The organism is Psychrobacter submarinus (genome assembly GCF_904846685.1).
In the GTDB taxonomy this organism is placed as follows: Bacteria; Pseudomonadota; Gammaproteobacteria; order Pseudomonadales; family Moraxellaceae; genus Psychrobacter; species Psychrobacter submarinus.
In genome coordinates, this window is the sequence record NZ_CAJHBQ010000003.1 from 201340 (window position 1) to 215484 (window position 14145).

The window sequence follows — 14145 nt, forward strand, 5'->3', positions numbered from 1 at the left end:
TCAGACTTTACTCTTGGCCTAGCCTTTATCTAAATACATGGTTAGCTATATTATGGATATCTCTTTACTGTATTACGGCGCGCAATGGTTAGCAGGGTTTATCACCTTTGTGACCATTTGGGGCTGGATGCCCCTTGATAATTGGTGGGTCCGAGTAGTCGAGTTTCCGCGCATCCAGATTATGGTGTTAGGAGTCGTCGCTTGGGCGGCGATGATTTTATTCTACTCTGAGTGGCAGATAGGTCAGTGGCTATTGTTTTTGGCCTTGAGTCTGACTTTAGCTTATCAGCTTAGAATGGTGCTTCCTTATACGCAGTTGTGGAAAAAAGAAGTACAAAACGCCACCGATGGCCCAAAGCTGGCTGAGCACCAGATCAAAATCATGGTGTCTAATGTATTAACGCCCAATGAGCAAAAGCAAGATTTAGTCGATTTGGTAAACGACAAAAACCCTGATATTCTGATCGCGTTGGAGACAGATAAGAAGTGGGAGCGAGCGCTTGAGCAGATAGAGCCTGACTATCCTTATACGGTCAAAGTTCCCTTAGACAACTTATATGGCATGCACTTGTACTCAAAGCTCGAGCTGATAGATCCTGAAATCAAGTATCTGATTATCGATGATATTCCCTCAATTCACAGTCAGTTACGCTTGCAAAGTGGCCGAGTGATTTGGCTGTATTGCCTGCATCCTATGCCGCCAAGCCCTACTGAAGCAGATAAATCCACGACGCGTGATGCAGAGCTGCTGATGGTCGGCAAACACATCAAAGAGCATGAGCAAACGGCTATATTAGCAGGCGATCTCAATGACGTGGCATGGTCAAAAACCACGCGCCGTTTTCAGCGCATCTCAGGCTTGCTTGATCCGCGTATTGGTCGTCATTTTATCAATACCTTTCACGTCAAATATCCTTTTTTGCGTTGGGCGCTAGATCATATTTTTCACAGTGCGTGCTTTACGCTAGTAGATATCAGTCGAATGCCCTCTATTGGCTCCGATCATTTCCCAGTGATGACTACCTTACAATACGAGCCGCAAGAGGCCAGTAAGCAGGAACAAAACGCCCCTACAACTGATGCTGAAGACATCCAAGAGACCAATCATAAAATCGAAGAAGGTAAAGAAGAGGGAGAAAAAGTCTCACAACAACATGCCGAAGAAGACAACGAAGCACAACAAGACCAGACAGCAAAACCGGTATAGGTACTTTTATATTATACTTACATATGACATAGACAAATGACTCAAATCCTCTGTAAGCATAAGCGTACAAAAAATAGGGCTTTTAGCGTCTAGTTTGCGCGGTGAGGTCAGCCTATAATAGACTCATCAACACAAGGATAGTCAAGGATGCAGTGTTGAGGCTTATAGCATAGCCTTGAGTCAGCTCAAGCGTTATGAGTCGGTGTAAAATGGCTTAGAGAGGACTTATTATAAGTCATCAAGGATAGAATAATAATAAAACGAAATACCAATAACCCGAACCTATTGCCCAAGGTTCGGGTTTTTTCTTGTCTATAGTTTTTTCGATGAAGCTCTTATTCATAAAAAATGTTGCTAATTATACACGCTGCTAGCCTTCATTTAATACTTCTAAAACTTTATAGATAATGTTTGGCTATTTTTAAGCGTGGTCTAGAGTGTTATAGGCATTAAGCCAGTCATCATTCTTGTCTTCAGTGGCGACAAACCAAGCATCGTCGCACTCTTCGGTTAGACAATCAAAACTGACATATATACCTTGCTCATCGATGGTGGCATACCAATGCTCATCGTCATGACCTGTAGATAAAATAAAGTATTTATCATTCACAAAGTCGCCGACGGTATATAACTCGCCTTCTTTATAGAATTGATTTCCACTTGTGCAAATGAGTACGTCTCCAGTATTTATCACTGATTCTCCTATTGATATTAGTTAACGCTAGTATTAGTACGCCCTTTATTATCAGTATTTTGTTATTAATATCACTGATAGCGTGGCGAAACCTAAGCGGTTGTATTTAATGAATATTTTACCAATAGCATGAAAAATAGAAAATAATACTTGGGTATCAAAAGACATCTTTTTGTATTTAAGTGTTTGTTTTTATTAATAATTAATCTATAGCTAAGCTAGATAATTGTAGAGAGTCATAGTACAAAGTACACTCTAACCGTGAATAATTAGGATTTAGATAGTATCGGCAGAATAATTGTTTAGTTCTTATTATCAATAAAGATTTAACAAGGTTTTAATGAGTTACGGATAGTGACTTGGAAGCAATAATTGCATCATTCGAGCATTATTAGGATAGAGTCTAATGGACTTTTGCGTGAAGAATAAAAAAAGGGCATATGCTTTGGCATATACCCTTTGTAACTGCGCAGACTAGAACTTACAGATTTAAGATAATGAGATAAATGTATAAGGGTCTGTGAGCGATCTAAGCGCTATCATTCAATCACTTGAATGTAGGCGCCTGCTCGTAGCTCTTGTAACCAGTCTTCTGTGGCTTGTGGTGCTAAGCGTTGATACAGAGCTTGTCGAGCTAGGTCACGACGATACTCGTTACTGATATCTTGTTGGCGCTTATCATCGACTTTTAGTATGTGCCAGCCAAACTGGCTTCTAAAGGGTGCAGAATAGTCGCCGACGGTAGTGTTCTTCATTACCGCTTCGAATTCTCCAACCATCTCACCTTCGCCAACCCAGTTCAAATCGCCGCCGCGTCCAGCAGAGCCGGGATCATCAGAATAAGTCGAGGCTAAACTGGCAAAATCCGCACCTTGACGCAGCTGCTCATACAGATCGTTGATTTTTTGCTGGGCTAGGCTATCAGTCTGTAACTCATCGATTTTGACCAAGATATGTCGAACATCCCATTGGGGCACAATCATTTTGTTATTGACGGTTTTATCGGCTAGCTTGACGATATCGATTCCTTCTGGAGTGACCAAAGGCGCGCTCACTTCACCAACGTCGAGCTGAGTAATCTGGCTTGATAGTTCAGTTGGCAGCGCAGCAGCGCTATGAAAGCCCATATCGCCACCTTGTAGTGGAATAGGGTAGCTACCTTGCGCGGCGCTCATGGCTGCCTCTACATCGACATTAGACTCTAATAACCGAGTGCGCAGAGTATTTGCTACGGCAAGCGCCTGCTCGCGCTGAGCGGCTGACAGCCGGCTGTAGTCGTCAATATAAGGCACACGCACGTGAATGGTCTGATATTCATTTTGGTTAAGACGTTTGGCTTCAGGGGAAGCTAAAAAAGCATCGACATCCTGCTCGCTGATACGGACTCGGCTACTGACTTGGCGCTGCTGCAAGGCTTGGATAGCGGCATCTTCAAACAACTTCGCTCGTAGGGCAGCATAACGACCTGGCTGGTTGGCATCTAGTTTTTGTTGTAGACCGGCGAGGCTATTAACGCCTTCTGCTTGAGCAATCTGCGCCAAACGCTGATTGATAGCCGCATCATCAGGCTGTAAGCCAAGTCTATTGGCAAGGGAGAGCTGTAACTCGCGCTGAATCAAGCCGTTAAGAACTTCAGATTGTAGCTGCGGTGAGTTGGCAATAGGCTGGCCTGCCGCTTGCGCTCTTGCTCGGGTTTGCATAATAGCATTGATCAAATCGCTTTTTAAAATAGCGTTATCATTGACTAGCGCGATGATGCCATCGGTACTGGTAGCAGAGGTTAGACGGTTGGTATTCTGGCTTTGAGCACTAGCATTTTGAGTATTAGTCGGTTCAACAGTAGCCGCTTGAGCATTCAACGCGAGTACAAGACCCAGACTGGCGCTCATACTCATGAGTATGGCTCGGTTCGTCTGGCGTAAAGAAAAAAGTCTCATGATAATCCTTATTGATGTCGTCATGTCGGTTATGGGTTGATCAGCGGCATGCACTGGTAGGCAAAAAGCCAACTTTAAATAGCGATAGGGTAGATCGTTTGCTAGTCTTTCCAAGCCGTTTGTGTTGGCTCAAACCCTAATACTTTATCTGCTAATAGGCGAGTTAAGCGGCCACTGTCACTGCCTAAACCATTGAGCCTAATTTCAGCCATGATAGCTTGATTGGGTTTATCGTTGATATTTAGATCATTATAATAACGACGACCATAAACGGCAAAGCCAATGCAGCAATCTTCGTAATCTATGCCAACTAACGCATCGAGGGTTTGGTTGCGCCGATAGTCATACTGCCCTTGTGCTAGTACTCGCCAGTTGTTGTTTATTGGAAAGATAGCTGACGCCGTTAGCGCTGAAATAGGAAGCTGGTTGGTGTTTTCATCTTCTTGACGCTTGACGAAGCCGACGTTGAATAAGCTATTGCTTGAAGGCTGGTACCGTAGCTCAGTAGTGATGTAATTTAGATCATAGCTACTGTTTAGCGCGCCGCTGACATCGACCCAAACGTTATTATAAGGCTGAGTGCTAGTATTCCAAACCATTCCTGACGAGTCAGTGTCGAATACTGGCGTCTGATCTTCTAAAGTTACTCGGCCATCATCATAATAAAACTGCTCTGCAATGCTACCATCAAAACGTGTCACACCCGTTGCATCGATGTAACGATAATTGATACCAGGGGTAATGGCGTGCAAATCTTGCAGACGATCATACCCCAAAAACCAGCTGTCCGAGAAGAGCTGCTGATAGTTAATAGAAGCGATACGCGTGTTGAAGTTAGGAATATCGTTCTGATCTTCAAAAGGAGAGTAGGTATATTTCAGCCGCGGGCTCAGTAGCTGATAACCGCCCATGGTGTCATCAAAGGCGCCAAAGGGTGAGCCTGACTGATAAAAGTTCAGACCAGCATCGATGCTTGCTTGCGGGACAAATACGGACTGGCTACCATCGTCTTCATCGAGATTATTAGCGTCTAAGCTGTCTTGATCATAGGAAGTATATAGGTGCTGTAAGCTCAGCTTAGGGTTAATATACCCCCACGCAGCCTCGATAGGATAAGCGGCGCTTAGCTTATTATAAACTCTAACGCCGCTTTTTTCGGCCTCAGAGCCATCATCGATGGATTTTTTAAAATAAGCCGAGTCACTTACGCCTGTGATATCAAAGCTTTTTGCCCATGGTAGACGATAGTCAAGTTTAAGCTGTGGCAAGCGCGAGTACGGCTTGTCTTTATCTTGTAAAGGCTGTCCGTTATTGTTAAATGCATCGAGCGTTTGGAAAGTCTCGACTTTTAATTCACCATTGACATAATCGTTATAATAATTCACCCGCGCACGGCGTGGTAGGTTTAACGTATTGTCTGACAAACCCAAGGTATCGAAGTCGTTGAGATAATCGGCATCTGACACATAGCTATATTTTGCGTCGCCACTTAAGCGCGGAATACTGGTAGATGACCAATAATGATCGTAAAAAAAGCTGCTACGATCTTCACCATCATATTTTTTATCATTGGGCAAATAAGAGCCGTTAAAAATTCCTTCGCCGTACTCCTCAGTTAGATAACGAAACTCACCGGAGAGCATGGGGTTACGGTTGGTATAAACGCGAGTATTAAGGGTGGCATCGTAGTTCGGCGCTAAATTAAAATAATAAGGTACGTCAACTTCAAGGCCGCTTTTACTACCGACACTCGCGCTCGGTAATAAGAAGCCGCTGCTGCGTCTATTGTCTATAGGGAAATTAAAATAGGGTAAATAAAATACCGGTACATCAGCAATTTTAAACGTTGTGTTGTAAGCTTCGCCGCGGCCTGTTTCGGTATCTAAATCGATGCTTTTGGCATCAAACTGCCATTTGCGGTTGGTCGGCGGGCAAGTACTAAACATCACTTCATCAAGCTCATACTGCGTCTCGTTAGGGCGGTTTAAGCGCTTGGCATAGCCGTGCGCTTGCAGCTCTACGCTAGCAAAAGCCACGTCCTTAGCTGTTGATTGTCCGGTTTCGGTATTATAATTTAAGCTGTCCGCGACGCCAATCAAACCACCTTGTGAGACTTTATCATTAACAGTGGCCGCCGGGCGCTCGGTTGCCGTACCGCGGTTTGGCGCATTGCCAATCGCTTGGTCAGTGAACATCACTTGCCCTTGTGCTGCTGCCACGCCACTGCTGAGATCCAAAACTACTTTTTGGGCCTCGATATGCTGCTCACCTTGATCGATAATCACGTTGCCAGACAACTCAGCATAATCAACATTATCATAATAACCATAATCAGACTCAGCATATATAGAGTCTTGATCGTTTAGAGGCGCATTGGCGTCGCGATTGGCCTCATTTATTGCCCGCTGGTAATTTGGATTGCGATCAGGGTAGACCCATTGACCTTCACAGCGCGGCGCAGTATCGACAGTAATGGGAACAACATTTAAATCAGTCCCCAGCTTTGGCAAGGTTTGCTTTGTCTCTAAGGTGTTATCTAGCTCCGCGCCAGTCATGTCGTTATCGACTAGACTTGCGGCAGTATTGGTGGCCGCCTGGTTAGCATTAGTTACATCGCTATTGGGTTTTAATTCATAAAATTCTGCCAAGCGCATCAAGCTATCTTGAATAGTGTCGTCGTCGAAATTTAAATTTTCAACATTAGTAGCAGTAATGTCAGTATCAGTATCAGTATCAGTGTTAGCCTCGATAGTGGAGTCAACAACCGCAATCTGCTCTGTATCCATGTTAGCCGCTATTTGTGCATCATCGTTTACTAGCGTAGTGTTGTTCTCTACAGCAGTTACTGAGCCTATAGCGGTACTCTTCTCTAGGGACGTCACAGCCATATCATTAGCGCTAGCTGTATCGAGATCCGCCACTGCGCGTTCAGCTCCTTCAGTCGCCAAAGGCTCGCTCATCTGTTGGACATCATCGGTGATAGCAGCACTAACGGTTAAGCTAGATAGGCTTAACGCACCGAATAAAATCAAGCGAATGCTTTGGTAGAGCGGAGAATATAACAAGGGCACACCTATGATTGTAGAACCTATTAGCCGACTGGATGACGATAGAGACAGATAGTCAATGAATCTTAAAAGTAAGTATCAAACCAAAAGTTAGCTACTCAGCTTTATAACGCGAAAAACTAGTTTAATCTTTGTTCAATGAGTGGGTAATGAGCAAAGCGACAATTATTTTGACTTATGATAGTCAAAAAAAACCAAATCAGCTACACTATTGCTGCAAATTTTGTAATGCAGCAAGGTATTTACTTATTGATAAGCGGGCTAATCGTGAATAGCGAGTCAATAAGACGGATAAAAATACTAAGCACTCTCAGATGGCTCGTTATTTTAGCAAGTATTTGCCTGACTTATCACTCTATTTAACCGGCGATTTTTTTATGACTACTAGCGCGATGACAGATAAAACGCTTAAGAATACTGATTCTACAATCAGCACCCAAACCCCAACGCAAATAGGGAGCGATACCGAGGCCGCTGATGAGCGTCAGCAGCAGCTACTGCATTGGTTGCAGCAAGTATTTGCCGGTCAAGACTTTAAGCTCGACAGTTTGCCAGGGGATGCCAGCAGTCGTCAGTACCATCGTCTACAATGGTTAAACCAATCAGATAGTGATGAAGCTGAGCATTATATAGTGATGGACTCAGCTGATGAGCAGCAAGCGATGCAGCAGTTTATCAACGTCACCGCTTTAATGGCACTAGCGATTAATGTACCAACCCTTATCGCGCAAGATATGGAGCAAGGGTTTTTGGTGCTGCAAGATTTTGGTACGGTGGAGTTTGCACACTTACTGGTTGGGGCAACTCCGGCGCAAGTCGATGCGTATTATCAAGCGGCTATGCAGACTTTGATTGCACTGCAGCAAGTGCCGGTAGAGACTGCCAAAGATAAGCACCAGCTGCCTGATTATAATGAAGAGCTGCTCAATCGCGAGATGGACTTATTTAGTGACTGGTTTATACCGCACATTGAGGTCAGTTTAGACGCTAGTCTTTGGCAGACTGTCAAAAAAGCATTAATTAATGAGATTTTGCGGCAGCCACAAGTCGTCGTTCACCGCGATTATCACAGTCGTAATCTGATGCAAGACCAAGCTGATCATTCGCGCTTAGGCGTTATCGACTTTCAAGACGCGGTTATCGGCGCTTATAGTTATGATTTGGTCTCCTTAGTCCGTGATGCTTATGTCGACTGGCCTGAAGTACAAATCTCTAGCTGGATTAAGGACTTTTGGCAGAGGCAGAAAAACGCTGAGCTGACCACTACTGATAGTGCTGAGCAGCTTGAAAACGATGTCAATGTGATGGGCGTTCAGCGTCATCTAAAGGTGCTCGGTATCTTTATTCGTTTGTTTGAGCGTGATGGTAAGAGTCGTTATCTGGCCGATATTCCAAAGGTTATGAGCGATTTACTCTTCGAGCTTGACTGGCTGAGTAAGCAGGGTAGTGAGGAGGTAAAGCAGGCACTTATTCCCTTTAATCAATGGATAGAAGAGACCGTATTACCCGCTTATCAGGCTAAGTTTGTGCAGCAGTATATTTAAACCTATTACACTAATTTATAACATCAGGGAGCAGATATGTCTGCAATAACGCAAGCGATGATATTAGCAGCAGGCAAAGGTACACGCCTGCGTCCGTTGACCCTTGAGACACCAAAACCACTCGTTGAAGTCGGCGGACAGCCTTTGATTGTCTGGCATATCAAAGCACTACAAGCAGCTGGTATCACTGATATCACTATTAATGCCTCATGGCTCGCTAACAAGCTCATGACAGCGCTAGGCGATGGATCGCAGTTTGACGTCAATCTGCATTGGTCAGAAGAAGGCGATGAGCCATTAGAGACAGCAGGCGGTATCTTTCAAGCGCTGCAAACGGGTAAGCTACGAGATGAGCCTTTTATTTTAGTCAATTCTGATGTGTGGACGAGCTATGATTTTGGTAGTCTAAAAGACTATGAGCTTAATAATGATCAAAAAGCGCATTTGATACTCATAGACAATCCTGAGCACAATAACGGTGGTGATTTCGCTATCAATAATGGCTTGGCAAGCGAGCAGCCGATTGCTGATGCGGATAAGTATACTTTCGCTGGTATTAGTGTGATGTCACCAAGACTACTAGATGGTCTAGTCAGTGGTCAGCCTGCTGCTCTTGCGCCACTACTTAAGCAAGCGATGCTTAAGTTTCAGATCACCGCCGAAGTGATTACCGATAACTGGATAGATGTCGGTACGCCTGAGCGCTTAGAGCAAGTCAATGCGTTTGTTAAACATCATTCTACAAATGATAAATCTGATTCTTAAAAGTCATTGATTGAACAGTTGAACCGTGACAATCATTAAAAAGGCTGCGCTATTACAATAGTGCAGCCTTTTTAATACAGGTACTGTTTCAGATTACAGCATATTAATCTCTGTTAATGGAACATAATACTAGGGGCTGTATAGAATTGAGAAAACATTGAAAAAAATAAGCAACGCCTTACTCTAATGTTTACCACAACAAAGAAACAAGGCGTCACTTATGGCTCGCACCAAGCTCAACGATGAACATTGGCACAAGCTATTTATTATATTGCGACAAATTAACGTATATAACAAGCCCAATCTAAGACGTACCGTTGAAGGCATGTTGTACCGCATACGAGTAGGCTGTCCATGGCGAGACTTACCTTCTTATTTTGGTCATTGGTCTAGCATATATCATCAATACCGTTACTGGCGTAAAACCGGTAAATGGCAAAAGCTCATGAAGATAGTCACAGCAAACTATGATAGTGAATGGTTATTTATAGACGGTAGCGTGGTCAAAGCTCATCAGCATAGTACAGGCGCAGCCAGTCATCTTGATGAGGCCATTGGTAAAAGCGTTGCAGGTAATAGCAGCAAACTGCACTTAGTGGTCGATGCTTGTGGCAACCCTATACATGTTGAGCTGTCAGGTGGGCAAGTACATGACTCTAAGATGGCAAAGGCGTTGATATTTAGCACGATTAATAACCAGACTAAAGCGGTGATTGCAGACAGGGGCTACGATAGTAGCGATATTAGAGAGTGTATCTTCACGCACTGTGCTCAGTCAGTCATACCTGTTAAGTCGAACTCTAAAAGCTGTAACGACACACTAGATTGGTATTTGTATCGTTGCCGTCATTTGGTAGAAAACGCTTTTGCTAGATTGAAACATTTTAGGGGCATTGCCACGCGATATGATAAGCTCAAAGATAGCTATGCAGCGGCGGTAATGCTCGCTTGTGTCTTTATCTGGTTGCCCCTGATTTGAATTCTATACACACCCTAGTAATCGCTTGTACGTTACCAAATCTATCACAGCACCCAAATATTTACAATAATATATAATATAATGTAATATATAATGATTAAATATAGAAAATATTAACTTTACTGAAATGATAAACTACAAAATATCAGTATCGATAAACCACGCACATCAAAAAGGAATGATTATGATTTTTAAGCAATTATATGAACCGCTCTCTAGTACTTATACCTATTTGATAGGGGACACGAGTACTGGACAAGCCGTCTTGATTGATCCTGTCATTGCAACGATGGATCGCGATCTCGCTGAGCTACATAAGCTTGGCTTGACTCTAGCTTATACCATTGATACGCATATTCATGCTGATCATATTACCGCAGCGTTGGAGATGAAGCGTGAGGTTGGCAGTAAGATTGCAGCACCTGCTTATGATCGCTTGGAGTGCGCAGATGTTGGCTTAGAGGACGGCGTGCCCTTTGAGCTTGATGGTATTACTTTGCATCCTTTGCATACACCAGGGCATACTGATGGGCATTTTGCCTATATCTTTGATGGACGGGTGTTTACAGGAGACGCTTTACTGATTGAAGGCTGCGGTCGCACGGACTTTCAAAATGGTGACGCAGACGCCCTGTATCATTCTGTAAGAGACAAACTGTTTTCTTTACCAGATGAGACCTTGGTGTATCCTGCACATGACTATAAAGAGAGGTTTGTGTCTTCAATTGCGCAAGAAAAAAAGCGCAACCCAAGACTTGGCGGTGATACGACGATAGAGGAGTTTAGGGTCATTATGAATAATCTAAACCTGCCGTATCCAAAATTTATCAATTATGCGGTGCCGGGCAATCAGCAGTGCGGCGTTTGTCCAGAGGATTTACCTGAGAACTTGGCAGGATACTGTCGCCAAATGACACAAAGTCCGCAAGGCTAGCCTGTTCTAGGACTAACAACTTCTAGGACTGACAATTGACACGCAGCTTATAAGCGTAATAAAAAACGCAGCCTTGATAATCAAGACTGCGTTTTTTTACTGATGGAGTTTATAGTCCCATCGCCAGCCTAATTAATTGTGCAAAGGTAAAAACGACTAAAAACCCTGCCAAATATAAACCCACGAACCACGCCCATTGGCTTTGTTTTTTACTTAGCTTTTTCATAATCTTATCCTTTTATTGTCTATGACATCTGTTATTGATTAGATATCAGTACATCGGATTGTGATCAGATTTGCCCTTGAACGTATAATAGGCAAACGCAGTGTAGCTTAAGATAATCGGTAACATGATAACCGCGCCTATCAGCATAAACGACAATGAGGTATCGGCGGCTGCCGCTTCATAAATGGTCATCTGATAAGGCACTATATACGGGAATATAGCAAAACAGACGCCAATATAACCCATCAAAAACAGCGCTACGGCTAACAAAAACGGACGATATTCACGTTCTGTTTTAAGGTCTTTACGCATCAAAAAGAACAGAGCCAATACGACAATCGGCATAGGGGCAAGATATAGCAGACCTGGGAAGCTAAACCAACCCTCGAGCGCCTCAATATCAGAGAAGAACATAAAGGCGGTAACTACAATCATAGAGGCTATAAGCGCTGAGAGCATCCAACCTGAGACTTTGCGCGCCCATACTTGTAGCGTGTGTTCTGTCTTGATAATCAGCCAAGTGGAACCCAGTAGCGCATAGCCGATAATCATGGCAAAACCACAAACGATAGAGAAGGGCGTGAGCCAGTCAAACGGACCGCCAGTATATAAGCGGTTGCTGGCCTCGAGTCCTTGTACCAAAGCGCCAAGCATAATGCCTTGTGAGAAGGTAGCGATCACTGAGCCTACAAAGAAAAACGCGTCCCAAACATGACGACGGGTATTGGCTTTAAAGCGAAACTCAAAGGCCACCCCGCGCATAATGAGTCCAAAGAGCATAAAGGTCACAGGTAGATACAAGCCGCTCATGATAATGCCATAAGCGACAGGAAAAGCGGCAAACAAGCCGCCGCCGCCAAGCACTAGCCAGGTCTCGTTACCATCCCAAAATGGGGCGATAGAGTTCATTATCCGGCTTCGGTTCTTATCTGAGCCTGCAAAGGGAAACAAAATACCGCAGCCCAAATCAAAGCCATCGAGTAGCACATAGATAAAGACCGATAGCGCGATAAGTCCGCCCCAGATAAGGGGTAAGTCTAATACATCACCAAAGTTAAACATTAGCGCAACCCTCCATCATCAACATCATCAGCAGGACTGTCTAGATGCTCATCACTCTTATCCTTTGTTTTTTCTTGCGGCGCATTATCACCACTCAAAGCACGGCCCTGAGCTTCGGTCACAGAATGATCATAGTAAGTATCCTCTGAAGGATCCTCGTACGGTTTAGGCCCTTGAGTAATCAGGCGGATAATGTAAAAGCTACCTGCGCCAAAGACAAAGATATACAGTACGATAAAGCCAATCAAAGTCGTCGCCACCTGCTGTGCTGCAATGGGCGACATACTCTCGCTAGTACGAATGACTTCATAGACGGTCCAGGGCTGACGTCCTGTTTCGGTGACGAACCAGCCAGCTAGTATCGCAATAAAGCCCATCGGCGTCATAAACATCCAAGCCCTATGGAACCATTTACTCTCAGGATTAAATTGTTGTTTTTTAAAGTACTTGTAAACACTAAATAAGCCAACAAGTACCATGAGCATACCAATACCCACCATAATCCTAAATGCCCAAAAGACAATAGCAACAGGCGGTTGATCCTCGACAGCCCAATTTTTGAGTCCTTTGACTTCTCCATCTAATGAATGGGTCAAAATTAAACCCGAGACATAAGGGATACTCACTTCATACTTATTGGTTTGGTTATCTTGATCAGGTATCGCGAATAAACGTAGTGCCGCACCGCGCTCATCTTCCCAAATACCTTCCATCGCCGCCACTTTTGCAGGCTGATGTTCAAGGGTGTTCAAGCCATGCTCATCGCCGATGAGCACTTGTAGCGGCGCTACAAAGATAGCCATAATCATCGCCATACCTAGCATCACGCGGCCATGCTTGCGATGATCTTGATGTTTTTTGGACTGCAGGTAATAGGCACCAATACCGCCGATGACAAAAGCGGTAGTCAAAAATGCTGCCGTCACCATATGTGCAAGACGGTAAGGGAAGGAGGGGTTAAAGATAATCTCAAGCCAATTGGTTGGATACAGAAGGCCATCAGCGCCTATCATAAAGCCTTGCGGCGTCTGCATAAAGCTATTAGCTGATAAAATCCAAGTGGCTGATATCAGCGTGCCGACAGCGACAATTGCCGTCGAGGCAAAGTGCATGCGCTTGCTGACGCGCCCCCACCCAAACAGCATAATCCCCAAAAAGGACGCTTCTAAGAAAAAGGCGGTTAACACCTCATAAGCGAGCAAAGGCCCTAAGACGTTACCGGCTTTGTCGGAGAATACGGCCCAGTTGGTGCCGAACTGGTAGGACATCACCACGCCTGATACCACGCCAAGACCAAACACTACGGCGAATATTTTGACCCAGTGTTTATAGACTTCAGCGTAAATGGGATCACCCGTTTTGAGCCAGCGAAATTCTAATACGGTCAGCCAGCTGGCAAGACCGATAGAGAACGCCGGAAAGACAATATGAAAAGAGATGACAAAAGCGAACTGAATACGCGCGAGCATCAGCGCGTCCATTTGGTCGATCATAAATGCAGCGAACATAAGCGCTTACCTTCATTCGTGAGCAAAATAGCGCAAGCTTCCGTGATACGCCCAAGTTACTAACCGCAGCTTAAATACAAGTAGTACGGTCAATAGCTAAGATTTGGCTGTGAGTATGAATAAGCTAAACGGATGGACTAATGAGGTGACCATAACGGCTTAACTTAAATTAATAATTTATATCCTTATAAATTAATAAGTTATTGTTAATCAAAGTTATA

Annotated in this window: 11 protein-coding genes; 5 read left to right on the top strand and 6 right to left on the bottom strand. The window is 44.1% G+C overall.

The genetic code is table 11. From position 1 onward, the window contains the following. Positions 1-52: 52 nt before the first annotated feature. Complete coding sequence (locus JMY03_RS10180) at positions 53-1207, top strand: endonuclease/exonuclease/phosphatase family protein (protein WP_201603531.1); 1155 nt, start codon at positions 53-55, stop codon at positions 1205-1207. A 421-nt stretch (positions 1208-1628) separates the two neighbouring features. Here JMY03_RS10180 and JMY03_RS10185 read toward each other — a convergent pair whose 3' ends face one another. The 3 genes from JMY03_RS10185 to JMY03_RS10195 all read right to left on the bottom strand — a co-directional run bounded on the left by JMY03_RS10185 (position 1629) and on the right by JMY03_RS10195 (position 6903). Then, the gene (locus JMY03_RS10185) at positions 1629-1901 is read right to left on the bottom strand and encodes a hypothetical protein (RefSeq protein WP_201603532.1); all 273 of its coding nucleotides are present in this window, start codon (positions 1899-1901) and stop codon (positions 1629-1631) included. Positions 1902-2440: 539 nt separating this feature from the next. Then, positions 2441-3838, bottom strand: a complete 1398-nt coding sequence (locus JMY03_RS10190) for a peptidylprolyl isomerase (protein ID WP_201603533.1) — start codon at positions 3836-3838, stop codon at positions 2441-2443. Between the two features lie 101 nt (positions 3839-3939). Next, the gene (locus tag JMY03_RS10195; protein ID WP_201603534.1) at positions 3940-6903 is read right to left on the bottom strand and encodes an LPS-assembly protein LptD; all 2964 of its coding nucleotides are present in this window, start codon (positions 6901-6903) and stop codon (positions 3940-3942) included. A 317-nt stretch (positions 6904-7220) separates the two neighbouring features. Here JMY03_RS10195 and JMY03_RS10200 point away from each other — a divergent pair, with 317 nt between their 5' ends. From JMY03_RS10200 to JMY03_RS10215, 4 genes are all read left to right on the top strand, one after another. Further along, positions 7221-8450, top strand: a complete 1230-nt coding sequence (locus JMY03_RS10200) for an aminoglycoside phosphotransferase family protein (protein WP_227675593.1) — start codon at positions 7221-7223, stop codon at positions 8448-8450. 36 nt (positions 8451-8486) lie between these two features. Next, positions 8487-9215, top strand: coding sequence for an N-acetylmuramate alpha-1-phosphate uridylyltransferase MurU (gene murU / locus JMY03_RS10205; protein WP_201603536.1), 729 nt, complete (start codon positions 8487-8489; stop codon positions 9213-9215). 220 nt (positions 9216-9435) lie between these two features. Then, positions 9436-10194, top strand: coding sequence for an IS5 family transposase (locus JMY03_RS10210; protein ID WP_192529359.1), 759 nt, complete (start codon positions 9436-9438; stop codon positions 10192-10194). A 184-nt stretch (positions 10195-10378) separates the two neighbouring features. Beyond that, positions 10379-11128, top strand: a complete 750-nt coding sequence (locus JMY03_RS10215) for an MBL fold metallo-hydrolase (RefSeq protein ID WP_201603537.1) — start codon at positions 10379-10381, stop codon at positions 11126-11128. A gap of 109 nt (positions 11129-11237) precedes the next feature. On the opposite strand, the gene JMY03_RS10220 is transcribed toward JMY03_RS10215, so the two are convergent. From JMY03_RS10220 to JMY03_RS10230, 3 genes are read right to left on the bottom strand one after another with little or no spacing between them, the layout of a single operon-like run. Beyond that, entirely contained in the window at positions 11238-11354 is a 117-nt protein-coding gene (locus JMY03_RS10220; protein ID WP_156923998.1) for a DUF2474 domain-containing protein, read from the bottom strand. 45 nt (positions 11355-11399) lie between these two features. Continuing rightward, positions 11400-12416: a cytochrome d ubiquinol oxidase subunit II gene (cydB, locus tag JMY03_RS10225; protein ID WP_201603538.1), complete on the bottom strand. Its 1017-nt coding sequence runs from the start codon at positions 12414-12416 to the stop codon at positions 11400-11402. Beyond that, a complete protein-coding gene (locus JMY03_RS10230) occupies positions 12416-13924 on the bottom strand; it encodes a cytochrome ubiquinol oxidase subunit I (RefSeq protein ID WP_201603539.1) in 1509 nt (502 codons plus the stop codon). Before JMY03_RS10230 ends, cydB begins: the two co-directional genes overlap by 1 nt. Positions 13925-14145: the final 221 nt, after the last annotated feature.

What these genes read in the sequence shown, in the direction of transcription:
- JMY03_RS10215 (WP_201603537.1), top strand. Translation starts at nt 10,379, where the DNA reads ATGATTTTTAAGCAATTATATGAACCGCTCTCTAGTACTTATACCTAT.
- JMY03_RS10210 (WP_192529359.1), top strand. Translation starts at nt 9,436, where the DNA reads ATGGCTCGCACCAAGCTCAACGATGAACATTGGCACAAGCTATTTATT.
- JMY03_RS10180 (WP_201603531.1), top strand. Translation starts at nt 53, where the DNA reads ATGGATATCTCTTTACTGTATTACGGCGCGCAATGGTTAGCAGGGTTT.
- JMY03_RS10230 (WP_201603539.1), bottom strand. Translation starts at nt 13,924, where the DNA reads ATGTTCGCTGCATTTATGATCGACCAAATGGACGCGCTGATGCTCGCG.
- murU (WP_201603536.1), top strand. Translation starts at nt 8,487, where the DNA reads ATGTCTGCAATAACGCAAGCGATGATATTAGCAGCAGGCAAAGGTACA.
- JMY03_RS10220 (WP_156923998.1), bottom strand. Translation starts at nt 11,354, where the DNA reads ATGAAAAAGCTAAGTAAAAAACAAAGCCAATGGGCGTGGTTCGTGGGT.
- JMY03_RS10200 (WP_227675593.1), top strand. Translation starts at nt 7,221, where the DNA reads ATGGCTCGTTATTTTAGCAAGTATTTGCCTGACTTATCACTCTATTTA.
- cydB (WP_201603538.1), bottom strand. Translation starts at nt 12,416, where the DNA reads ATGTTTAACTTTGGTGATGTATTAGACTTACCCCTTATCTGGGGCGGA.
- JMY03_RS10190 (WP_201603533.1), bottom strand. Translation starts at nt 3,838, where the DNA reads ATGAGACTTTTTTCTTTACGCCAGACGAACCGAGCCATACTCATGAGT.